Source organism: Pontibacter sp. FD36 (assembly GCF_015686655.1).
In the GTDB taxonomy this organism is placed as follows: domain Bacteria; phylum Bacteroidota; class Bacteroidia; order Cytophagales; family Hymenobacteraceae; genus Pontibacter.
In genome coordinates, this window is the sequence record NZ_JADPMP010000013.1 from 177,016 (window position 1) to 201,220 (window position 24,205).

The 24,205-nt window shown below is 51.4% G+C and carries 18 protein-coding genes; 1 reads left to right on the forward strand and 17 read right to left on the reverse strand.

Features of this window, described 5'->3' with window-relative positions; all coding sequences use genetic code 11:
- Positions 1-530: 530 nt before the first annotated feature.
- Complete coding sequence (purL, locus tag I0P70_RS18580) at positions 531-4,211, forward strand: phosphoribosylformylglycinamidine synthase (RefSeq protein ID WP_196120651.1); 3,681 nt, start codon at positions 531-533, stop codon at positions 4,209-4,211.
- Between the two features lie 93 nt (positions 4,212-4,304).
- Here purL and I0P70_RS18585 read toward each other — a convergent pair whose 3' ends face one another.
- The 17 genes from I0P70_RS18585 to I0P70_RS18665 form a co-directional block, all read right to left on the reverse strand.
- Positions 4,305-4,979, reverse strand: a complete 675-nt coding sequence (locus I0P70_RS18585; protein WP_196120652.1) for a LytTR family DNA-binding domain-containing protein — start codon at positions 4,977-4,979, stop codon at positions 4,305-4,307.
- Between the two features lie 43 nt (positions 4,980-5,022).
- On the reverse strand, positions 5,023-6,540 hold the full coding sequence (locus I0P70_RS18590) for a sensor histidine kinase (RefSeq protein WP_196120653.1): 1,518 nt from the start codon (positions 6,538-6,540) through the stop codon (positions 5,023-5,025).
- Positions 6,541-6,615: 75 nt separating this feature from the next.
- On the reverse strand, positions 6,616-10,263 hold the full coding sequence (locus tag I0P70_RS18595; RefSeq protein WP_196120654.1) for a M1 family aminopeptidase: 3,648 nt from the start codon (positions 10,261-10,263) through the stop codon (positions 6,616-6,618).
- On the reverse strand, positions 10,260-11,171 hold the full coding sequence (locus I0P70_RS18600) for an ABC transporter ATP-binding protein (protein WP_196120655.1): 912 nt from the start codon (positions 11,169-11,171) through the stop codon (positions 10,260-10,262). Before I0P70_RS18600 ends, I0P70_RS18595 begins: the two co-directional genes overlap by 4 nt.
- A 334-nt stretch (positions 11,172-11,505) precedes the next feature.
- Positions 11,506-12,135: an HAD family phosphatase gene (locus I0P70_RS18605; RefSeq protein WP_196120656.1), complete on the reverse strand. Its 630-nt coding sequence runs from the start codon at positions 12,133-12,135 to the stop codon at positions 11,506-11,508.
- Between the two features lie 37 nt (positions 12,136-12,172).
- Complete coding sequence (locus I0P70_RS18610) at positions 12,173-13,123, reverse strand: phosphatase PAP2 family protein (protein WP_196120657.1); 951 nt, start codon at positions 13,121-13,123, stop codon at positions 12,173-12,175.
- A gap of 1 nt (position 13,124) precedes the next feature.
- Positions 13,125-13,745, reverse strand: coding sequence for a sterol desaturase family protein (locus I0P70_RS18615; RefSeq protein WP_196120658.1), 621 nt, complete (start codon positions 13,743-13,745; stop codon positions 13,125-13,127).
- Positions 13,746-13,752: 7 nt separating this feature from the next.
- On the reverse strand, positions 13,753-14,313 hold the full coding sequence (locus I0P70_RS18620) for a DUF4833 domain-containing protein (protein ID WP_196120659.1): 561 nt from the start codon (positions 14,311-14,313) through the stop codon (positions 13,753-13,755).
- Positions 14,314-14,329: 16 nt separating this feature from the next.
- Positions 14,330-15,049, reverse strand: a complete 720-nt coding sequence (locus I0P70_RS18625) for a CDP-alcohol phosphatidyltransferase family protein (RefSeq protein ID WP_196120660.1) — start codon at positions 15,047-15,049, stop codon at positions 14,330-14,332.
- A gap of 18 nt (positions 15,050-15,067) precedes the next feature.
- Positions 15,068-17,671: a DUF5686 and carboxypeptidase-like regulatory domain-containing protein gene (locus I0P70_RS18630; RefSeq protein WP_196120661.1), complete on the reverse strand. Its 2,604-nt coding sequence runs from the start codon at positions 17,669-17,671 to the stop codon at positions 15,068-15,070.
- Entirely contained in the window at positions 17,658-18,029 is a 372-nt protein-coding gene (locus tag I0P70_RS18635; protein WP_196120662.1) for a GtrA family protein, read from the reverse strand. The genes I0P70_RS18630 and I0P70_RS18635 overlap by 14 nt, the downstream gene beginning before the upstream one ends.
- The gene (locus tag I0P70_RS18640) at positions 18,030-18,491 is read right to left on the reverse strand and encodes a phosphatidylglycerophosphatase A (RefSeq protein ID WP_196120663.1); all 462 of its coding nucleotides are present in this window, start codon (positions 18,489-18,491) and stop codon (positions 18,030-18,032) included. It lies immediately after the preceding gene.
- A 9-nt stretch (positions 18,492-18,500) separates the two neighbouring features.
- Positions 18,501-19,829 carry an inositol-3-phosphate synthase gene (locus I0P70_RS18645; protein WP_196120664.1) on the reverse strand — a complete coding sequence of 443 codons (1,329 nt, stop codon included), beginning with the start codon at positions 19,827-19,829 and terminating at the stop codon, positions 18,501-18,503.
- 39 nt (positions 19,830-19,868) lie between these two features.
- Positions 19,869-20,861: an NAD(P)-dependent oxidoreductase gene (locus I0P70_RS18650; protein WP_196120665.1), complete on the reverse strand. Its 993-nt coding sequence runs from the start codon at positions 20,859-20,861 to the stop codon at positions 19,869-19,871.
- On the reverse strand, positions 20,858-21,979 hold the full coding sequence (locus I0P70_RS18655; protein WP_196120666.1) for a hypothetical protein: 1,122 nt from the start codon (positions 21,977-21,979) through the stop codon (positions 20,858-20,860). Before I0P70_RS18655 ends, I0P70_RS18650 begins: the two co-directional genes overlap by 4 nt.
- Entirely contained in the window at positions 21,957-23,198 is a 1,242-nt protein-coding gene (locus I0P70_RS18660) for a pyridoxal phosphate-dependent aminotransferase family protein (protein ID WP_196120667.1), read from the reverse strand. Before I0P70_RS18660 ends, I0P70_RS18655 begins: the two co-directional genes overlap by 23 nt.
- 212 nt (positions 23,199-23,410) lie before the next feature.
- Entirely contained in the window at positions 23,411-24,001 is a 591-nt protein-coding gene (locus I0P70_RS18665; RefSeq protein ID WP_196120668.1) for a TetR/AcrR family transcriptional regulator, read from the reverse strand.
- Positions 24,002-24,205: the final 204 nt, after the last annotated feature.

A 24,205-nucleotide genomic window follows, 5' to 3' on the forward strand; every position in this document is an offset into this window, starting at 1 on the left:
TATAGAAGTGTTTTTACTTACAATGCTATGCAGTACAGCAATGCACATACCTTTCCCAGACATACACGAGGGTGTAATAATCGTTGTAGAATGGGTATGGCAATATGTGCTGCTGTTTTGTCATCTTATGTATAACAATGCAAAATTGCTATTTCCCCTCAACTATTACAAGTATTTAAAAGTTCTTCTTGCTATTAGTATATTTTTCCCTGCCTGGTCCCGATCCATGCCTTCAAACCAAACGAAGTGTATCGGCTTTTTCAGTCTCAAAACTTTATACCCCGCTCTCTCCTACGCTTCTCCAAAAAATATCCTTACTTTTGGACTGAAATTGGCAATCCAGGAAAATTCGAATTTAGATGAGCAACAATCAGGAGATTCTTCTCTCCACACTGTTACCTCAGTTAGTAAGTACATATTGTCGTGCTGGCAATATGCTCACGCTAGAAATGCCTCTGAACCTGGCTCCCCTACCTGCCCAATTATCTCAATTTGAACCGTATCTTTGCGTATAGAAATAAAAACTAAGCATGCTTCACTTCTTTTTTAGTCAACCTGATACAGTGTACGCCTTACAAAGCGAAGGTGACCTGAACGCTACTGACATCCAAAAACTGGAATGGTTATTCGGCAACGCCACTCTAAAGCAGGAAACTGTGCTGAGTGGCTTTTTTGTTGGCCCACGTGCTGCTATGATCACGCCTTGGAGTACCAATGCCGTGGAAATTACCCAGAACATGGGCATCGAAGGTATAATCCGTATCGAAGAGTTTGCCATCGTAACGGAGGACTTCACGGATTTTGACCCGATGCTTTCGCAAAAGTATAACGGTCTAGATCAAGAGATTTACACGATCAACATACAGCCGGAGCCGGTGCAGCCGGTAACGGATATTGCGGCTTACAACAAACAGGAAGGGCTTTCGCTGAGCGAGGAAGAGGTGGAGTACTTGAATAAGCTATCTGAAAGAGTTGGCAGACCGCTGACTGATTCTGAAGTATTCGGCTTCTCGCAGGTGAACTCAGAGCACTGCCGCCACAAGATCTTCAACGGCAAGTTTGTGATCGATGGCGAAGAGAAGCCAAGCTCTCTGTTCAAACTGATCCGCAAAACATCAGAGACACACCCGAACGACATCGTTTCTGCTTACAAAGACAATGTGGCCTTTATCAAAGGGCCGGTGGTACAGCAATTTGCCCCGAAGCGTGCCGATGTACCTGATTATTACCAGGTAAGTGATTTTGAATCGGTTATTTCGATTAAAGCAGAAACACACAACTTCCCGACCACAGTAGAGCCTTTCAACGGTGCTGCAACAGGTTCTGGTGGTGAGATTCGTGACCGCCTGGCTGGTGGACAGGGTGCCCTGCCGCTGGCTGGTACTGCCGTGTACATGACCGCTTTGTCGCGACTGGAGAAAGACCGTCCGTGGGAACAAGCGACGCAGGAAAGACAGTGGCTCTACCAAACGCCGATGGATATCCTGATCAAGGCTTCTAACGGAGCTACTGATTTCGGTAACAAGTTCGGACAGCCGCTGATCACTGGTTCGGTGCTGACGTTTGAGCACGACGAAAAAGCGGATCAGATCGAGGCTCCACGTAAACTGGGCTACGACAAAGTGATCATGCTGGCAGGTGGCGTTGGCTACGGCAAAGCAAGCCAAGCTCAGAAAGGACACCCGAAAACGGGCGATAAAATTGTGATCCTGGGTGGTGAGAACTACCGCATCGGTATGGGTGGTGCAGCGGTTTCTTCTGCTGACACAGGCGAGCACGGCACAGGTATAGAACTGAACGCCATCCAGCGTTCCAACCCGGAAATGCAGAAGCGTGCTGCCAATGCCATTCGTGGTATGGTGGAAAGCGAGCACAACCCGATTGTTTCGATCCACGATCACGGTGCTGGTGGCCACTTAAACTGCCTTTCTGAACTGGTGGAAGAAACCGGCGGCAAAATAGACTTGGATAAATTGCCTGTAGGCGACCCTACCCTTTCAGCCAAAGAGATCATCGGCAACGAATCGCAGGAGCGTATGGGTTTGGTGATCGGTGAAGAAGATATCGAGACCCTGCAAAAGATAGCGGAACGTGAACGTGCTCCAATGTATACCGTGGGCGACGTGACCGGTGACCACCGTTTTACCTTCGAGTCTGCCTCTACGGGCCAGAAACCGATGGATCTGGAGCTGAGCGATATGTTCGGCAGTTCGCCAAAAGTGGTGATGAACGACAAGACCGTTGCCCGGGAATACCAGGCGGTAACTTACGAACAAAACCAGCTGCATACCTACCTGGAGCAGGTGTTGCAATTGGAAGCTGTCGCCTGTAAAGATTGGCTCACGAATAAAGTAGACCGCTGCGTGGGTGGCCGCGTAGCGAAGCAGCAGTGCGCTGGCCCGCTGCAATTGCCACTGAACAACTGCGGTGTGATGGCACTGGACTTCCAGGGCAAAGAAGGTATAGCCACTTCCATTGGCCATGCCCCTATCTCAGCCCTGATCGATCCGGCAGCGGGTAGCCGCAATGCCATCGGTGAATCACTTTCCAACATCGTGTGGGCACCTTTGAAGGATGGTTTAAGGAGCGTTTCGCTTTCTGCTAACTGGATGTGGGCTTCCAAGAACGAAGGAGAAGATGCTCGTCTGTATCAAGCGGTGGAGGCCTGTTCTGATTTCGCTATTGCCCTGGGCATCAACATCCCAACCGGCAAGGACTCGCTTTCGATGAAGCAGAAGTACAAGGACGAGGATGTAATTGCGCCAGGTACGGTGATCATCTCAGCAGCAGGTAACTGCAGCAACGTGCGCCAGGTGGTAGAGCCGGTGTTGCAGCACAATGGCGGCAACATTTACTACATCAACTTGTCAAATGATGCCTTTAAGTTAGGTGGATCTTCTTTTGCGCAGGTTGTCAACAAGATCGGTAACGAAACACCAGATATCACTGATGCAGCCCTGTTCAAGAATGCGTTCAACACGTTGCAGCAGCTGATCAAAGAAGATAAGATAGCGGCGGGCCATGACATTGGCAGTGGCGGTTTGATCACGACCTTACTGGAGATGTGCTTTGCTGACAATAACCTGGGTGCTTCCATTGACCTGACCTCACTGGGCGAAGAGGACTCTATTAAAGTGCTGTTTGCTGAGAATATCGGTATCGTATTCCAGGCTTCGGCAGAGGTTGAAGAAACCTTGAAATCCAACAATGTAGCATTCTATAAAATAGGCACGAGCACATCAAGCGCTACATTGGAGCTGAAGAACGGCGAAGCAGCTTTTAGCTTCGACATCGCACAACTGCGTGACACTTGGTTCAAAACTTCCTACCTACTGGATATCAAGCAAAGTGGCCCGCATAGCGCCAGAGAGCGTTTTGAAAACTACAAAAAGCACGAACTGACCTATACCTTCCCGGCAGGATTTGACGGCAAGAAGCCAGCCATCGACAGTTCTAAGCCAAGAATCAAGGCGGCGATCATTCGGGAGAAAGGAAGTAACTCGGAGCGTGAAATGGCCAATGCTATGTACCTGGCCGGCTTCGACGTGAAGGACGTGCACATGACCGACCTGATCTCTGGAAGAGAGACCCTGGAGGATATTCGATTCATCGGTGCCGTGGGTGGCTTCTCTAACTCGGACGTGCTGGGTTCTGCCAAAGGATGGGCAGGTGCCTTTATGTACAACGAGAAAGCAAAGACTGCCATTGAGAACTTCTTCAAACGCGAAGACACGCTATCGGTAGGTATATGCAACGGCTGCCAGCTGTTTGTAGAGCTTGGTTTCATCACGATGGGGCATGATCAGAAGGCGAGAATGCTGCACAATGTGAGCCAGAAACACGAAAGTATCTTCACTTCCCTGACTATCCAGGAAAACAAATCGGTAATGCTTTCAAGCCTGGCCGGTGCTACGCTAGGGGTTTGGGTATCGCACGGCGAAGGTCGCTTTAGCTTGCCGCACACCGAGGATAAGTACCAGATCGTGTCGAAGTACGCGTACGAGACCTATCCGGCCTGCCCGAACGGCTCTGACTACAACACCGCCATGATCTGCGATGAAACAGGTCGTCACTTGGTGATGATGCCACACATCGAACGTTCGCTCCTGCAGTGGCAGTGGGCGCACTATCCGAAAGGCCGTCACGATGAGGTATCACCTTGGATGGAAGCCTTCGTGAACGCCAGAAAGTGGCTGGAAGCGAACCAATAGGTATAGCAATCCACATCATAAAAAAAGGCGCTCCGGGAATTCCCGGAGCGCCTTTTTTTATAAGCTAAACTCTACTATTTTCAGGTATAGCGGTCAGATACTGTGCAGCTGCTGCATGTAGGAGGCCCCCACAGGCACCTCATTTCCTTTGATGCATACCTGGTGGCGCTCTATCTTATCGATCTGCTTTTTAGCGACGATGTAAGAACGATGCACCCGCACAAAGCTATCGGCAGGCAATTGCTCGCTCAGTTCCTGTATGGTCATCCGCGAGAGCAGTTTTTTTCCTTCCAGCACAAAAGTGACGTAATTGCCCGCAGCCTCCAGGTATAGGATCTCGTCGTAGTGCACCTTCACCTGCTCGTAGCCGGTTTTGAGGAAGAGATAGTCCTTCACCGGAGCTGTCGTGCCGCGCAATTGCAGGAGTTCCTGTGCTTTGTTGCAGGCCTTGATAAACCGGGGCAGCGAAAATGGCTTTAGCAGGTAATCAACCGCATCCAGCTCAAAGCTGGTAACGGCGTGCTCAGAGTAAGCGGTCGTAAAGATCACCATCGGCTTTTTCTGGAGGCTCGTCACAAACTCCAGTCCAGAGATGTCCGGCATTTTAATATCCAGAAACAGCAAGTCAATCGGTTCGTTTTGCAGGAACTCCAGCGCCTGAAAGGCATCCGTAAAACAACCCACCAGCTCCAGGTAAGGCACTTTGGCAGCATGTGCCCGTACCACTTCCAGCGCCATTGGCTCGTCGTCTATTGCTATTGCTCTCATACCTGTTGCTATACCTTGTCTGCTATACCTGCTTTAAATATACTTATAATTGGAGTGTGAGGTGCACAAAGAATTCTTCCGGCGTATCGCGAATGATCAGTTCGTGTCTGTCCGAGTACAAATGCTCGAGACGCTGCTTCACATTCTTCAGGCCGATACCTGATTTGTCTTTCTCCGGATCCTGCTCCGACTTTTTCTGCTTGCTATTGTATACGTCAAAGTACAGCTTATCCTTATCGGTATGCAAGGTTATCCTGATCCAGGATTTGTGCTTCAGGCTAATCCCATGTTTAAAGGCGTTCTCGATGAAAGGAATGAGCAGCATAGGGGCAATGTACTTATCTCCTACCACCTCTTCTATCTTGGTCTCGATTGAGATGTTTGGTGAGGCCGAGGTGCGCAGCAGCTGCAGGTCAATGTAATTGCGCATGTACTCGATTTCGCGGGAGAGCAGGATTTTTTGCTGGTGATTCTCGTGCAGCATAAAGCGCATCATGTCACCCAACATCTGTATACCTTGCGCGGTGCGTTCGCTGTTCTCCTGCAATGCTGTACCATAGAGCGTGTTCAGGGCATTGAACAAGAAGTGCGGGTTGATTTGGGAGCGCAGGAAATCGAGGTTGGCACTCGTCGATCCCAGCTCCTTCTTGAGTACAAATACTTCCTCTCTCCCCTTCATCTGGCGCTTAAACAGAAACCAGACAAAAGGCACTGTCACCACCAGTTGGAACAGGGAGTTGAAAAAGCTCAGGCCAAAAGCGTGGTCTTCGTCATGAAAGAACATCAGCAGCAAAAATGCAACCGGCAAATAGGCCAGTATGACTACCAGTAGTGATACGAGGAGGTATTTCCTGAAAGGACGTTCTGACTTGAGCGCATTCGGGATCAGATAATAGAAAGCACCGCAATATAGCAGCAAGGCGCTAAGCGATACGATCGCCAGGGTCAGCGTGAACTCCATCTCTAAATTGAAAACCATCAGTAAAAACACACTGATCATCCAGATGATAAAGGCCGTTAGCGTATCACGGTTGATGATCCGGTACCGGGCCGAGATCGCCGTAGCGTTGGCAATCAGGTAGAGCCCACTGTACTTGATAAAGGTATAGATACTGACCAGTAGCAACAGAAACAGCGCATGACGGAAGCTATCCTGAAAGATCAGGCCATAGTCTTGCTCACCGCCATACTCCCAGGTTAACAGGTAGCTCTTGGTATAGGTGTCGAGCACGCCCGCCACGAAGGCATAGGTCAGGTATAGCCCAAGCAGCAGCAGGGAATAAAGTGCCACGCGTTCCTTCTGCATCAGCTTGGGTATGATCCTGAAGTTGAGGAACAGAAATGCCAGGTACAGCAAGGTATAGCGGATCAGCTGCGGCCAGAAATAGTGCTTGTAGAAGTGATATTCAATCCCTGCCCTCTCAAAAAACCATTGATTAGGTTCGTAAGAAGTAGAGAGCGAGAAGATTGAAAAAACAAAAATAGCAGTCGCCACCCAGAACTCTATTTTAGCCGTCTGGAGTGGCTTTGCGATGTGGTTGTCCAGTGTCATATCATTCATAAAACAATGATAAATTAAAGCGTTGAGTATAAACAAAAAATGTGATGAATGCGGTTAATTTTGTGACGGATGGTGCTAAAACATGGTATCCAGCATGAAATTGATCAGTTGCGCTGACTGTCGTACATAAAGGGCTTTTGTAGGCGCAGCCGGTTTCTGAATGGTCACCTTTCTGACATTGTCCATCATCTCCAGATCGATCAGCAGGTTGCGCGGGTCTATACCTGCGTGAGCCGGCTTAGCGGGAACAGTGAGTTGGATTTGCTGTTCCCCGGCATGTAACCTGTGCTTCTCCAGGTATAGCAACTCTCCTAACTGGCCGTCCTGACCAGCGGCATACACTCCTACTTCTACCAGATCTTGTACAGGTATAGCCGTTTCCCTGCCTAAGGTGTCCACCACCGACTTCTGCGCCCGGACATCCAGGGTCACGCTCCATTGTCCATCCGCTGTCGGAACTGCTACAGCCTGCTTCGTTTCCAGATTCCAGTAAGTGTTTTTTTCGAACAGGTCGACCAACAGGTACTGCAATGAATCCGGGGCGGCCGCCTGCAATTCGCGGTACAGATGCAGGGATGTGGACAGTGGGGGCTCACCTGAACCGAACTTTTGCAGCAGCTTGCACAGGGCCCGGTTCACCTGCTCCTCTCCCAGGTATTCTTTTAGGGCATACATGGCGAAAGGGCCTTTCCTGTAACGCATAAAAGGATCTGAAGCCCGTAGCAGCGGCACATCGGCCTTGGAGCGGGGTGTGAGATAAGACTGGCGCATCACCCACAGGAGCCTTTCCAGATGCTCTGCGCCGTAAGTGGCCTCTACCACTCCCAGTGCGCTGTACCAGGCCAGACTCTCGGTCAGCAGGGCCGCTCCTTCCATGTCAGCCGGCACCAGCTGATGCGCCCACCATTGGTGTGCCACTTCATGTGCCCCTACCGCAAAAACAAGGTCGATATCCCGCCAATCTTCCTCGGGGTTCAGCATGGAGAAATTCTCCGTCAGGGCAATGGTACCCGGATAGGCCGATGCCCCGCCTCCGGCCCCGGGATACTCGACCAAGCGGAGTTGGCGGTGCGGGTAAGGCCCAAAATGACGGGTATAGTATTTTAGCGACGCTTCCGCACTTTTGAACAGCCGATCCGCCTGATGGACATGCGCCGGGTGATAAAGCACCTGGATCAGGATATCCTGCCACTCGGTTTCGCGTATGGCATAGGCAGCCGAATAGAAAGTATAGAGGTTGCGTATGGGTGCGTCAGCCACATAGTAAAAGTAGCGTCTCCCTTTTTCTGTCCAGGTATACTGCAGGGCGCCGCTTGTAACGGCTGTTTGGTCTGCGGAAGTGCCTACCACCGCCTCAAAGCGGATTCGCTCCTGATCAGCGTTCTGATGCTGCACTTCTCCTTCCTGCAGTGGCTGAATAGCCGGTTTTGGAGGAAGCTGATGTGCCTGCCGGTCGCGTGCAAGATGCAATTCCCGGTTTGCCTGGTAGCCGATGGCAGGTAGCCACGCATGATTTAGAAAATAGCTGCCGTTCGCTGTCACTGCATAATCAGCACCTTTCCTGGCAAAGCCTTTGGGCATATATTGGATGTCAAAACTCAACTCCAACGAATCACCAGGTTGCAGAGCCTTTTCGAGGATGAAAATGGAATGGTGATGTTGCTGATCCTCGAGCAAAGTTATGGTCGCCCGGTCAAACTGCAAATCCCTGGTATCGACACCAAGAGCTGTGGCAATGTGTATCGTGTCAATGGCTACCCTACTTTTGTTCTGAAGGGTATAAACTCCGCTCACCCACGCCTCCCCCTGATCGGGGAAAAACTCTACGTGCAGGCTGGTGGCTGTCAGCGTTGGCTGCGGTACCCCATGATACTTTCCATAGAGCTGTTCATAAGTGGCACGTCTTGCTAGTAGCTCATCTTTTGACAGTTGCTCAGTCAGCACATCCGTCTGGTAGAACACAAAAGCACCCAGCGAAAAAATCGCCAGCAATCCGCATGCGAGTGCCAGTAACAGTGGTTTTGATGGGTGCAGCACCGCACGGCGTATTCGTTGCCCTATACCTGTTTCCCGGCCTCTCACCCAAAACCTGAGAGTAAGCAGTGCCAGTAGTAGTGCCCAGGCTACCCAGTATAGTTTAAACCAAATCCAGGATGCTAACTGCGACCCGAAACCACGCATATCCGAGTAAGACCACCCAAGGTCTGCACCGTAAATCAAAAGCTTGTTTACCACGCCCATTTCATGCGCGAATACACTGAAGAGAAAGGTGACAAACGTGATGATGTGCGCCAGGTATTTATGATTCACCAGTACATGCACGACCATTCCCAGCACCGCAACCAATAAGTAGTCTATCAATTGCAGCCCAAAGAGCATACGCAGGTATAAGCCGATCTCCAGCACTTTATACCCCTGCGATAGCTGCGTGGCTATACCTGCCAGCAGAAAAACTAGTTGCAGACTAAGCAGCATCAGCACCAAACTACTCAGCTTACTGAAGAGCAAAACCCAATTAGGCACGGGGGCCGCATCGGCTATATCACTGATCCGGGCGTCCCGCTCACGCCAGATAAGCTGCCCGGCATACACCACCATGACCGCAACTACGACCAGGCGTAACATGAACAGGTTGTAAATGGCTGTAATGCGGGCAGTCGTAGGAAGCGTCGGCACTCCGAGCGAGCCCTCCAGCCACTCCGGCAAAAGCACCAGTAGTAGCCCCGCTATACCTGACAAAGCAATCCAGCCCCAGCTTTTCATGTTTTCCCGATAGGTCTGTAGCGTGATGGCAGCCGTCTGTTGCAGCCGGGAGCGCAACCGGAAGTTCTTTTGAACCTGTGGAACGGCAATCGGTACTGCATCTGCGATCGGTGCCTCTATGGGTTTGCGCTTCATGATCCGGCTCCACCAACCTGAACTGACATGGTGTGCAAATCGAAAGCGACCGAAGGCAACGGCCATAAAGCCAAACGCTATCAGCAGCCAGAGCAACCTGTTCCAGAGCAGCCATCCATCTAGCGGCAACAGTTGGGTATTGATGTTAAGAGGTGTCTGTGTTTTCCTGAACTCAGCCACTATGGTAAAGCAAGAGAAGTCCAGCTGCTTAGCTAAATCCCATTGGCCCAGCTGGTCTGCCAGCATTTCTTTGCTTGTCAGTGCCATCATAAACAGCAGTCCGCCGCTTAGAAAACTCACCATGGCATGGCGACTCAGCAAGGCCAGCGAAAACAACATAGCCGTGGAAACAAAGGCAGCGGGAAGCGCGATCACCAGAAAGGAACTCAGGTAGGGTGAGAACTGGAATGGGCCAAAGAGCACAGGGTCTATACCTGGCACTACCAGCGCCAGCAACAGACCCAAGGGCAGCGCCAGCATGACCAGTGCGACCACGGCAAAGGCCCCCATCAGCTTACCACCCAGGTAGGCAAACTTACTGACAGGCGTTGTGTACAACAATGGATCAATTCTGGACCGCAAGTCGTGTGTCGCTGCTTCGCCGGCCACGGCTGCTATCACCAGCAGTGCCAGCAAACTGGCAATGGCTGAAATAGCCGCTATCACAACAGGTGCATTCAGGAAATAATCTCCGCTGTACACATTCTCGGTAAAGCTCAGTACCATTGCAAAAGTCAGCAGCAGAAAAATACCGAAATAGATCCAGGTGGAAATGCGGCGCAGCTGGTAGCGCAGCTCAAAACCGAACATCGCCCAGAACATCATAGCACCACCTCCTTTCCGGCTTGCACTTGTCGATTGCCTTTAAGTCCGGCCATGGTGCTGAAATAAACATCCTCCAGCGTTGCTTCCACAGGCTCAAACCCATTGCTTGGTAAACTGCTGCTGCAGACGCGCACCACAAACTTCCCAGCCTGCAATCTGGTTGAGATCACAGCATGCCCACGCTCTATTTCCGAGAGTTCTTCTTTCCAGATCACCTTGCGCCATACCTGCCCCTGCATGGCGTCTATTGCCTGCAACGGCTCTGCTTCCAGGAGTATTTCCCCTTTGTTGATAATGGCCATGTGCGTGCACAGCTCCGATACATCCTCCACAATGTGCGTCGAAAGAATGACGATGCTGTTCTCACCCAACTCACAGAGCAGGTTCAGAAATCGTACGCGCTCCGAGGGGTCCAACCCGGCAGTAGGTTCATCCACGATCAGCAATTTCGGGTTGCCAAGCAGGGCCACTGCCACACCAAAGCGCTGCCGCATGCCGCCTGAGTAGCCACCCAGCTTCTGCTTGCGGACCTCCCAAAGGTTGGTCTGCCGCAACAATTGCTGAACTACCTCAGTGCGGTCGGCACGGCTCGTGATTCCTTTTAGGATCGCGAAGTGATCGAGTAGGTGCTCGGCTGTTTCGTTGCGGTACACGCCGAACTCCTGCGGCAGATAGCCCAGCGTTTCACGCACTTTCTCTTTTTGCCGCACCACGTCGATGTCTCCGAATAAGATCTGTCCTTCGTCCGGCTCCTGCAACGTAGCCAGTATGCGCATCAGTGTGGATTTACCGGCTCCATTCGGTCCCAGCAAGCCATACATACCTGCGGGAATTGTCAAACTGGCGTTGTGCAGGGCCTGCACCCCATTCGAATAGGTTTTGGAGATGTTTCTGATCGTTAATTTCATCGTTTCTTCTGTCTGGTCTTGTTCCTTTTGCACCCGCCTAGCTGATTACCAGGCCTTTAACAGGAGTAAGATTAGAAAACAGCAAACAGGACTTCAACTAAAAGTGATGAAACTCCGAAAAGATGTGATAAACGAAGGATCGGTTTGATTTTACCCTCCAACGCGGTAGCTATTGTAGCCTGTTCATACAGTCCAACTCTGGTTTCTACTTTGAGGTATTCGTTGCCAAAGCCATAAAAAAACCGCTCCTGCCATGCAGGAGCGGTTTTACTTTCGTCTAAAAATTAGCGTTATTTCTGATGTTTACACAAGGCCAAAGTAGTTGGCCTGTTCCCTATACCTCGTCTACCCTCACCCATCGCATACCTGCTGCTTCAGCAGCCTGCACGCCGGGCACTCCGTCTTCAAACACCAGGCAATGTTCGGGTGCTACGCCCAGCTTTTCTGCCGCCAGCAAAAACGGATCTGGAAAAGGCTTTCCCTTCCCTGTGTCGCCGGCACATACCAGCGCTTCTACCAGGTGGTCGATCTGCAGCACCTCCAGCGTCTTCTGAATCATCTTCCTGGAACCCCCTGACACCACTCCGATCCTCACCTTGCCGGCATGGGCTACCAGGTGGTCTACCACAAACTGCACGGGCTTTGTCTCGGAGATGAACTCGTGGTAGAACAGCTCCGATTTTGTTCTTTCAAATGCCTCCGGGTCGAAGCTGCTCCCGTACCGCTTGTTGATCTCAACAACCACATCAGGTATAGGCAGCCCTGCAAACTCGTCTACAATGGCAGGATCAATCGTGATGCCCTGACCGGCAGCCACTTTTACGTAAGTATCTTTGTGCGCCTGCATGTTATCCGCCAGCGTACCGTCGCAGTCATACAGAAAGGCTTGGTAGTCCCCTGCTGTTAGCCTAAGCAGCTGCTCATAGAGACGCTTGTTTTGTAAGGCGAAGTTGTCTTCTGTCATGTTGTGTAGATTAAGTTTTGCCTGGTTACAGGCCTTGTTAGCGGATGGCGGCTACAAACCGGCCAACGGCTCTGCTCACAGCACCTTCTCTGGCCACCAGCCAGTTGAACAAGAGGATGCCACAGGAAGCGCATACTATACCTGCCAACACATCCAGCACGTAGTGGTGCGAGGTATAGACCGCCGCAAACCAGATACCAACCGTAATGATGGTGAAAAACACTTTAGCTACTATCCCCAGCCTGTTCTTCAAGGCATAATAAAGCACGATGAGCGGATAAGCAGAGTGCAGCGAAGGCATGGCGGCAAACACATTGGAGCCCTTGGCATAGAGCGAATGGAATACCGTTATGCCGAAAAACTCATCGAAGCGCACCAAACCGGCTGTGTTACCGGGTGTTTTGTCTATGAACTCGAAGCCATGCAGCTGCACATACCAGGGCGGTGCAGCCGGGTAGAGGTAGTAAACCACAAATCCCAGCAGGTTGACGAGCAGAAATGTGAGCGAGAAGTACACGAACTGCTGTCGGTTCCAGAAAAACAGAAAGCCGGCAAAGGCCAGCGGCACCGGTATCCAGCTGAGGTAGAAGATACCGCTCATCACATCCAGAAAGGCGTTGCTGTGCTGTTGCCAGAATTCATTTGGGCTCAGTATACCTTCGCCATTCCGGATGCCGAACACTGCTTTCTCGGCATTGTACAGGTCCCCGATGTGCACGGCGTTGAACCAGTAGTTCGGGAAGGCCTTCATGTAATCGTAAAGCACCCAGAACACGATAAAGATCGAGAAGCCGGTAATAAACTTACGGGTGATGGGCGTTGCAAAATACAGGGCGTTTGCCAGCCCCACCAGTACCAGCTGATCAGATTTGAACCCCACCAGCAGGTACGAAAGCAGCAGATAACCGATCGAAAGGGCGGCTACAACAAGGGCATTCTTCCGTGTTACTTTCGCCTTCCCCTCTGTTGCCGTAGTTGTTAAACTCATTTTATTTTTTGTCAAAATCAGAACCGAAAATCTTGTCCCAGAGAGAAGAACTCACCCCGTAGCCTTTTGTAGCATCGGAGTAATGATGCAGCATATGGTGCTTTTTCAGCTTCTTCCAGAATTCGCCTTTAAAGTTGAAGTGGTGCAGGGCATAATGCGAAATATCATAGAACAGGTAGCCCAGCAGAAAGGCTGCAAAAAAAGCATACAGCTCTCCGCCTGACAACACCAGTGCAAACAAAAAATACAGCGCAGTGGCCATGGGAATGCTGGCAGACGGCGGCATCACCAGCCGCCTGGCATCGTTTGGATAGTCGTGGTGCACGCCATGGAAGATGAAGTGCAGGCGCAGGGCCCACTTCGCCTTCGGCACATAATGGAACACGAAGCGATGCAGCACATACTCGGTCAGCGTCCAGACAAACAGGCCAAGTGCGGCATAGCCTACAAAGGCAAGCACAGGCAGTTGCTCCCCGTATAGCGCCAGCCAGCTCAGGAAGAGGATGACAGGTACGTAAATGTAAAGCGGCACCGTCCAGTGCACTTTGGACAGGGCTTCCATCCAATCATATCTGAACATCCTGACAGACTCCTGCGAGTTAGACACGAAATTCTTTTTCATCTGTAAACTAAGGTTTAAAACGTCCTGTTACTGCCTTTCCGGTAGCGGCATCGCGGCCGCTCAGCTCAACATACAACACATTGGGCACCCAAAATGTACCGCCTTCGATTCGCACAAACACGCGGTCCAGTATAGCTTCTTTCTTGTTTATGGTGGTATAGACACGGTACTTGCCATCCCCTGCCTTGCGCAGGTATAGGGCGAGTTTGCCATAACTCACGAACTTCACCTCATAGTGGTCTTTGCCCAGTTTTTTGGTGTTCAGACCGTAGGCAAATTTGCGCTGAATGTAATTCAGCTCTTTCTGCTCTCCCCCATCCGCATACCGGATCCAGAACGGGTGAATCGGCTCCGTTTCGTTCAGCCCTCCCTGCGCCGTCCGGTTAAGCTCGTACACCACCGTGTTGGCATTCGGGTCGCGCTGCACGTAAAACAGCAGCTCTTTGATGCCCTTCGGCACCGGCAGTGTGTCGGCTTTTGCTTCGGCTATACCTGCCAGACTGTTGCCGCTGGCACTGCCTATACCTGCGTAAAGCAGCAGGAGTGCCAGGTAAAATATTTTTCTCAAGTTGTTAAGCTTCTTCTTAGCGTGTTGCCATCTCCTTCTGCTCCATGGCTTTTTTGGAGTCCATCAGCCTGTTATAAGCCGTTATGTTCGTCATCACCGCCATCACGGTGATAGGTAGCGTAAACACCGACATAGTCTCGAACACATGGAACGGGATGCCCGGCACGTATACCTTGTAATCGGCCCCCACAAAGTAGTAGGTAACACCACAGGCGATGGCTGACACCCCGATCAGCACGACCCGCTCCGGTCGCTGCATCAGACCGCCCTTGCACTCCACACCAAGCCCCTCGGCGCGGGCACGGGTATAGCTCACCATCATCGAGCCGATTAGGGCGATGAAGGCAAAGAGTGAGCTGAGCAGGTAGTGATGCGAAATCAGGTAATAGCAGATGCCCATGAACATGATCATTTCGCTGTAGCGGTCGAGCACCGAGTCGTACATAGCGCCGAAAGTAGACTTCATATTGCCCAGCCTGGCTACCTGCCCGTCCAGCATGTCGAACACGCCGGCAAACAGTACCAGCGCTCCGGCCCAGCCCACGTATTCGAGCTCACCTCTGTTGCTGGTTTCGCCACCCCAGATAAAAATGGCCGCAACCCCGATGTTCAGTATAAGCCCGGTGGTGGTAACAGCGTTGGGTGTGAACCCCAGCCTGATCAGAAGTCGCACAAAAGGGTTGATCACCGTGTAGATTCCCTGCTGCAACGCGTCGCGCACTGATTTCATGTCCATACTTCTATGTTGTAAGTATTAAAAATCAAACTTAAACCTGCCCCTTATACCTATATCGGACACATTTGGATGATCCAGGTAGGTCAGACGCTTCACTACGTCAATTCTGAAGAAGTTAAAAATGTTACCTATACCTACGCTCGCCTCCATATAAGGCTTGTTTTCAAGAGTATACGTGAGTGGCAAACCATTGGCATCTGTCGGGAAGCGCAGCAGATCCGGGTTTTCGTGAGGCATGTTTTCTTCGCGCACTTTGCCATACAACGCCTTGAAAGTGACAAACTCCCGCAGCTTCGTTTTCTTGATCAAAGGAAGCTTATTGAAGATGAAGCCGTTGAAACCGTGGTCGATGTGCACGCTGGCATACTGGTCGCTCACAAATTCCAGGAAGTTCATCAGGTTGTAAGACTGCAGCTGGTAAGAATAGCTCTGGTTGGCACGGTGAATCGACAGCAGCGGGAACGGCACCTGCCCGAAAATGTAACCGCCTTCCGTTACCACATCCGAATAGCCCAGCTGCGACAGGTAGAAGCGCTTGCTCACATTCAGGGCTACCTTCTGGTACTCAAACTGTCCCCCGAACGTACCTTTCAGACCGGCAGCCGCCCGCAGCGTAAACACCGGGTGCCGGTTAGCGACCGGTGTGCGGTAGATCTTACCTTGCAAAAACTGCTCGTTCGGAGCCCAGCGCAGTTCAAGCGAAGCCTCCGTGGTGGTGAGGTGTTGGAGTGGCAGCGATTCGTCCTCACCGGTGGCATCGCCTACCGGGATGTATTGCAGTGAGCCGGCCGGGGACTGTCTCCAGTTCCGGAAGCCGATGCGGTACGACATGTGGTTTTCGAACTCCCGCAGGTAATCGATGTTGTAGGTCTCGTTGTAGAGCCACTTGTCGTTTTCGCCACGCTTAAAGGAAAGCAGGAAATTGTCTTCCTGCACAAACTGCAGTTCCTGACCCGGTATGTTGGTGTCTTTCTGGTAACTCACCCGGATGGCACGCACCGGAAACTCCCAGATGGAGCGGTCGGTGAGCGAGTAGGTGCCGCCGAGGTAGTATTTCCACTTCTCGTCTTTGAAACCGTAAGCGGTGTAAGTCTCCAGCATCACTTTTTTGCTGAAGTTGTTTGTTGTACGTCCACCAAAGCGCAGACGGAAACCCTCCACCGGGTTGAAGCTGTAGAACGTATTGATCGGGCCTATCTCGATCTTGGAACCTGCCCGCTTATACCCCGCGATCAGGGCGGTGCCCCAGTCCATGGTGCGCCTGAAAGATTTCATGTTCACCAGGCTGTCGATGTTGGTATAGGTATTCACCTCCACGGCAGAAAGTGAGTCGTGCCGGCTGGCCTGCCAGAAGTCCTCCCCCTGCTGGACTGTTTGCTGTGCCCTTACTATAGCCTCACCCTCGTAGCGTGAGGCTGGCTGTGCTTCATTTATCTTGTAGTCCCTGAAGGAAACCACGCGCTCCCCATAAAAGCCCATGTCGCTGTTCTGCGTCAGGCCGAAGTCGGCTTTAAGACCGCTTTTGCTCAGGTGATAACGGCCGTCCGGGTTCTTCTCAAAGTCCAGCTTGATCTTCAGGTCGCGCACCCAGTTGATGCTTACGCCCTTGCTCACCTCCATGTCCACACTCTGCACGGCGTAGGTGCCGTCAAGCGTCACGTACAGGCTGCCGGTGAACATAAAGGCTGATGGGTTACGCGGCTCAAACTGCAGTCTGGCCAGTTGCTGACCACCCTCGGCTGTCACCGTGTCTTTCAGGTAGAACTTGTAGAACGTAGGCGCCATGTCGGCGATCGGGCTCAGGAACTGGTTTGTCAGGATGGTGATGTTGTTGTCGTAGATGTCCACGTCCTGGTACATGTGCTGCATGTAGGCCATGATGCCCTGGTTGTCGACAAACTCCCCGAAGTCTACTTTCTTCTCGGCCTTTACCACGGTCTTGCGCGTCTGCGGCGACTTGCGGTAATACTGCTCCGTCAGCTCCTCCTGTATGAAGAAAGGCAGGATCGCTCTGCCGGCGAGCACGGTAGTGTCAATGTTGTTGGTAATGAAGTCGTACTTGCGCAGCAGAAGATTGCGCTTCAGTTTTTCCGGTGTGTTCACCAGCGACATCTGCGTTTTCTCGTACTGTTCATACTGCACGTAGTCGTAGCTTTCCGGCCTGTTCTTGGCTTTGTTGTCCACGATCAGCCTGATCAGGTCAACCGCCGGGTTATCCTTATTGCTATACTTTACCTTGCGCTTTTTACCTACCACCACTACTTCGTTCAGCACTTTGGCGTCGGTTTGCAGTCTCACGTGCAGCGTCTGCTCCTGCCCAGGCGTCACGGCCATGGTGGTGGTCTGGTATCCCAGGTATGAGAATTGTATTTTATTAACGATCTGGTTTGTCCGGATCTGGAAGTTTCCCTCGTAGTCGGTGCTGGTACCAGTGCTGGTGCCAGGTATAAAAACAGAAACGCCGATGAGCGCCTCGTTGGTGGCAGCGTCTTTTACGGTGCCTTTAATTGTGGTGAGGCCCTGGGCCATCACTGGTGTGGCCTGTACTCCAGCCGCCATGAGCAGCATGAAGCAAATCAGCCGGTATAGGTATACGCTATACATATTCTTATTTGAATACATATCGTTTTTGAAAAATGTAATTGTAGAAAAAGCCAACAAGCAGAGAGGTGATAATTTTGGAATAGAGGTAAGGCAGACCACCATAGTGTGTAATCACATACACCCCTGATGCGTTGAGTACCAGGCTCCCCTTCCAGATGATCAGATACTTAGCTGCCTGGGACGGCACAGTTTTATGTGAAGCCTGGAACACCCAGTTCCGGCCGAGTGCAAAATGTGTTATGCCCCCTGAAATAGTGCCTATTACGGTGCCTGCCACATACCAAATGCCGAGCAGTTCCACCACCAGCACTGTGACCAGAAAGTCGACAGCGGAAGCTACCAGAGAAGCAGCCTGCGCCTTCAGAAAGGTAAACATTTAGAATAGCTTCAGGTAAAGCAATATTTGTAAAACAATATTTGCGTAAACACCCGCTACTACGTCGTCCAGCATCACGCCTAATCCTCCCCTCACTTTCTCCAGCTTTCGGATATAAAGCGGCTTCACAATATCGAAGAAGCGAAACAACACCAGCCCGGCCAGCAGGGTGCTGAGCGACACAGGTATAAACAGCATGGTGATCAGCATGCCTGCCACTTCGTCTATCACTACTTTCTTATCATCTTTGCCCCAGTGCGGCTCCACTTCGTTGGCCGACCAAACGCCCAGAACCGTGAGCAGCAGGGTGATGACAGGAAGCCAGATAACAAGCTGGCTTCCACCTGCCTGCGGCAGCGCATACAGGCACAGGCAGGCCGCCACAGCAGCTACTGTACCGCCCCCCTTGCCTATGTAGCCGATGCCCAGGCTGGTGGAAACCAATTTGTGTAATTTCAGCATATATTCAGCTTACAGCGACTCTTCTACCATGTCTTCGTAGTAGTCCAGGCCCAGGTGCGTGATCAGGTCTTCGCCCATGATGTGGCGCAGGGTATTCTGCAGCTTGATCAGTTGCTTGAAGATGTCATGCTCCGGACGCAGGCCTTCCGCTGTCTGCGGCGACTTGTAGTAGAACGACAGCCACTCCTGTATGCCACTCATACCTGAGCGCTGTGCCAGGTCGGTGAACAGGGCAAGGTCAAGCACGATCGGTGCAGCCAGAATTGAGTCGCGGCACAGGAAGTTGATCTTGATCTGCATCTTGTAACCCAGCCAGCCAAAGATGTCGATGTTGTCCCAGCTCTCTTTGTTGTCGCCGTGAGGAGGGTAATAGTTGATGCGTACCTTGTGGTAAAGATCACCGTACAGCTCCGGGTTGTCCTCCGGGTGCAGAATGTCTTCCAGCACGCCCAGTTTCGACACTTCCTTTGTCTTGAAGTTATCCGGATCGTCCAGTACAAGACCGTCGCGGTTACCCAGGATGTTAGAAGAGAACCAGCCGTTGATGCCCAGCGCTCTGGCCTGCAGACCTGGCGCTACGATGGTTTTCATCAGCGTCTGACCTGTCTTGAAGTCTTTGCCGGAAATGGCTACTCCTTTTTCTTTTGCCAGCTCAAGAAGCGCCGGAATGTCTACTGTCAGGTTAGGGGCACCGTTTGCATAAGGCACACCCATTTTAATCGCCGCGTAAGCGTAGATCATGCTTGGCGCAATGCGCGGGTCGTTGTTGCGCAGGCCTTCCTCAAAAGCAGCTACTGTTTCGTGCACGTCGCTTATTTCAGTGTATACCTCCGTAGAGCCACACCACACGATCACCAGGCGGTCGCAGCCGTTTTCCTCTTTGAAGGTACGCATGTCGTCCATCAGCGCCTCGGCCAGTTCGTATTTGGTAGCAGCCTCTTTTACGTTGGTGCCATCCAGGTTTTTAGCATAAGCTTTATCAAACACAGCTTTCATCGGCTTAATGGCCTCCAGCTCCGGCTTGATCGAGTGCAGCAGCATCGGCTCCAGCACTTTCGCGTTTACGGCCGCCTCAAACACGTTGTCTTCATACACGTCCCAGCCACCAAAAACGATGTCGTTCAGGTTTGCCAGTGGCACAAAGTCCTTGATCAGTGGGTTGCGGTTGTCTGTACGCTTACCCAGGCGGATGTTGCCCATCTGAGAAAGTGAACCTACAGGCTGCGAGAAACCTTTTCTGATCGCCTCTACTCCTGCAATAAATGTGGTGGCAACTGCTCCCAGTCCCGGAAGCAGGATACCCAAGCGCCCTTCGGCTGGTTTTACTTGATATTCCATCTTATTCACTTAAAGTCTAAAACTGTTTTAAATCAATACTTATAGCCAATTGTTTTCTTTATACCATTTTAATGTGTGTGCCAGCCCTTTCTCCAGGTCGTACTCCGGCACGAACCCCAGGTCCTGCCGGATCCGGTCGATGCTGCAGTTCCAGTTCTCGGCGGCCAGCTCGTTGAGCTTCTCTTTGTTCAGGGCCGGCATTTTGCTGCTGGTCGAGTAGGCTGCCTCCAGTAGCCGGGCCATCACATTCACCACCCCCATCGGCACGTGAAAGCGTATGGCCTTCCTGCCCAGAATGCGCTTGGTAATAGTAGCCAGGGCGTAACGGTCGTAGCTGTTGCCATCAGACACATTGTAGCAGGCATGGTGTATTTCTGCGCCCAGCGCCTGCATCACCGCCCTTGCCAGGTCTTTTACATACACAAAGCTCAGCCACTGCGGCTTGTTGCTGATGTAGGGCTCCAGTCCCAGGTTCAGGGTCTTGAGAACGATGAAAATATCTTTCTCCCGTGGACCATACACCGCCGTCGGACGCAGCACGACCAAGGGCAGATCCTTTAGCTCCGCCAGGTACTGTTCGGCCAGGAGCTTGCTTTTGCCGTAGGCCGTTACCGGCTGTGCCTTGCTCTGCTCATGTATAGGCGTTGTGTCGCTGTATACCACCGGGCCCAGCGCCGCCAGACTGCTGATGAAGACAAACTTCTTCAGTGGTATATCGGCCTCCGTAGCTGCCAAAGCCAGCTTTTGGGTATAGCCAGCGTTTACGTTGTTATACTCCTGCTCGCTTTTGGCCTTGGTGATGCCCGCCGCATGGATGATGTAGTGGTACTGCTTCTCTTCCAGCTCCTTTACCAGTGCTGCGGAGTCGTTAAAGTGAAGGGAAGTGTAGTGGATGTCAAAAGCCTGCAAGTGCGCTACCTCGCTGGAAGGGCGTACGGCGGCGTATACCTCCAGCCCTGCCTGCACGGCAGCCTCCACCAGGTGGTGCCCCACAAAGCCGCTTGCTCCCGTAATCAGTACACGCTCCTTCATATCGCCTTCTCGTAGATCCTGTATTTTTTATAAGGTGTAGCACCCATTTTCAGCAGCCCCTGGTTCATCAGCACGTTATTCTCCAGTATCCAGGAGGCCTCAGCTGAATGCATCTTCTTTTCCCGGTGCTTCTGCATGGCAGCGCCGTAAAAACAGGCCTCTATCCCCATTTTTCGATACCCTTCCACCACGCCCAGCGCAATGATCCGCACGGCCGTTATCTTTTTGCGCAACAGCAGTAACTTAAAAATACCGGTTGGCAGCAAACGTCCTCTTCTGATCTTTTTGAGGATTTGGTTGATGTCAGGTATAGCCAGCGAAAAGCCTATCACTTTCCCGTTATGCTCGGCAATCAGACAGAAGTCCGGGTCCACGATCAGCTTCAGGTCTTTGGCCATGTAGTCAAACTCCTTTGGTGTCATCGGCACGAAGCCCAGGTTCTTGTCCCAGGCTGAGTTGTAGATCTCACGCAGGCTCTCTGCTTCCTGCTTATAGTTTTTTAGGTTGATCGGCCGGATGATAATGCCTTTCTGTGCCAAACGCTCCTGTAGAGCTGTTGCCATGCGGGCAGCTTTGTCGTTGTAGCCTTCTGACAGGAACTGGTAAGCCAGTAAATCCACCTTTTTCTGGAAGCCCAGCTTCTCCAGCAGCTGTATGTAATAGCTGTAATTATAGGGCATCATGGCCACAGGCGAGCTTTCAAAACCCTCCACCAGCAAGCCGCAGGTTTCATTTGTAGAGAAGTTCACCGGGCCGATCATGGTGGTCACCTGCTTTGCCAGCAGCCATTGCTGTGCCTTCTGAATGAGCATACTGGCTACCTCTCCGTCATTCACGCAGTCGAAAAATCCGAAAAATCCGTCCCGGCTATTGTTGAAGGCGTTGTGGTTGTTGTTGAGTATAGCCGCAATCCGCCCGACGAGCTTGTCTCCGTCGTAGGCCAGGTATAGCTGTACTTCGGAGTGGTCGTGAAACGGGTGTTTGCCTGGCGTTAACAGATCCTTTTGCGCCATATAAAGCTCCGGCACATAATGCGGATCGTCTTTATACAGGGCATGCGGAAAGTCAATGAAGGCTTTCAACTGCTGCTTGGTATCAACAGGCAGTACTCTCTTCATAAGATGTATTTCGGGAGTTGATGCCGAGCAGTTTAAATGCATCAGCAATTTTAGTAACCGCCTCTTCGATCTGGTCAAAGGTATGCGTAGCCATAATGGAGAGGCGCAGCAGGGTAGAATCAGCAGGAACTGCCGGCGCTACCACCGGATTCACAAAAATACCGTTGTCCTGCAGCAGTTTCGTCACCATAAAAGTCTGGTAATTGTCCCGCACATAGACCGGAATGATCGGCGTTTCCGTTGGGCCCAGTTCCAGGCCAGCGGCCGTCAGGAGTTCTATCGCATAGTTGGTGTTAAGCCAAAGCTGCTCACGGCGCTCCGGCTCCGACTGAATGATGTCTAGGGCGGCGATGGTACTGGCCACGGAGGCTGGCGACATGCTCGCACTGAAAATGAGCGAACGTGCATGGTGCTTCAGGTACTGAATGGTATCGTAGTCGCTTGCAATGAAACCACCCAGCGAGGCAAGTGACTTGCTGAAGGTACCCATGATCAGGTCCACCTGGTCGGTAAGCCCGAAGTGTGAGGCCGTACCGGCCCCCTGCTCGCCAATCACACCCAGTCCGTGGGCATCATCTACCATAATGCTGCCGCCGTAGCGCTCAGCCAGGGCTACCAGTTCCGGTAGTTTCACAATGTCACCTTCCATGCTGAACACGCCATCCACCACGATCAGCTTGATCGCGTCCGCAGGCAGACGGCTTAACTTGCTCTCCAGGTCCAGCATGTCGTTGTGCCTGTATTTGATCACCTTGGAAAAGGAAAGCCTGCTTCCGTCAATGATGGAGGCATGGTTGTACTCATCGAGAATGATGTAGTCGTTGCGGCCGGTGAGGCTGGAGATCACGCCCAGGTTGACCTGGAAGCCGGTGCTGAACACCAGTGCGGCGTCCTTGCCCACATACTCGGCCAGTCTGCGCTCCAGCTCCTGGTGAATGTCCAGCGTGCCGTTCAGAAAACGGGAACCTGCACAGCCACTGCCGTACTGCTCTATTGCCTTTATCGCCGCTTCCTTTACCTTCGGATGGTTTGTAAGACCCAAATAAGCATTCGACCCAAACATCAGCACCTTCTGGCCATTTATGATCACTTCCGTATCCTGAGCAGACTCTATTGATCTGAAATAAGGATAGGCTCCCTGCGCCATCGCCCTTTCAGCTGCATGGTGCGCAGCACTCTTCTCACGGGCGAGGATTTTCTCACGAAGTATATTGCCCATCTACAACACGTTAATTGTTATCTGTATTTATTTAACTGGCATGAACACCAGCACGTTTTCAGCCGGCTTAAAACTGCGTGTTGCAATTTACACAGTTCTCTTGGTTCATAAATTATAGAACTACTTATACCTACTAATACTACTATTTATTGTCAATAATTCCTTAAATTTTATGGATTATTTTTGGAAATTGCTTTAATCAGACTGAAAATTTAGGTTTTCAATCCGCGCATTAAAATATTATTGATGATATCCATCCTGCCTTCCAGCGCGGCAAAGTTATTTTCGACTAGCAAGCCTACTTCAAGTCCCCGAAAGGCGCAAACCATGGCAAATGCGATCGCATCTATATCATGTGCCGCATACTGGGCAAACTCTTTCCGCTCAAGGCCAAACCGGAGGATATTCCGAACCAAACTTATTTCTCTCAGTTCGTATCGCCTGTGCAGATCCCTAAGGCGCGGAATATTGGCTTCTATGTCCCCTTTTATTACAGTGTAAAGGTTCGCTTTCTTTTTGAGGATGTTGAACCGGGTAAGACACAGAGTCCTCAGTTTGTCTTCAGCCGTCTGGGCTTTGTTCACCTCCTCCTGCAGCGTCCGGAAAACCTCGTCCATCTCGCGTGTGAGGACCGCATCAAAGATATCGTCCTTGCTTTTATAGTAATAATAAAGTGTACTCTTTCCTTTTCCGGCGGCTTTGGCTATGTCCTCCATAGTGGTCTTGGCCCAGCCAAAGTGCCTGAACAGTTTTTGGGCTTCGTCCAGAATCTCCTTTCTTACAAGCTCATCCTTCTCGTTCATACACGTTAGACCAAAATCGTTTTTCGGTCCAAAGGTAAAAGAAAGTTAAACATTAATCTAATTTTCCCAGACCATTTTTTTTACGTCTGTCACTAAACGACTTCTCTATAACTACCCCTTGAAAGCAAATGACCGCTCCAGGTATAACTGGAGCGGTCTGATCAAACTAAACCTACTATATGCAGGCTACAAAGCCCATTCTCA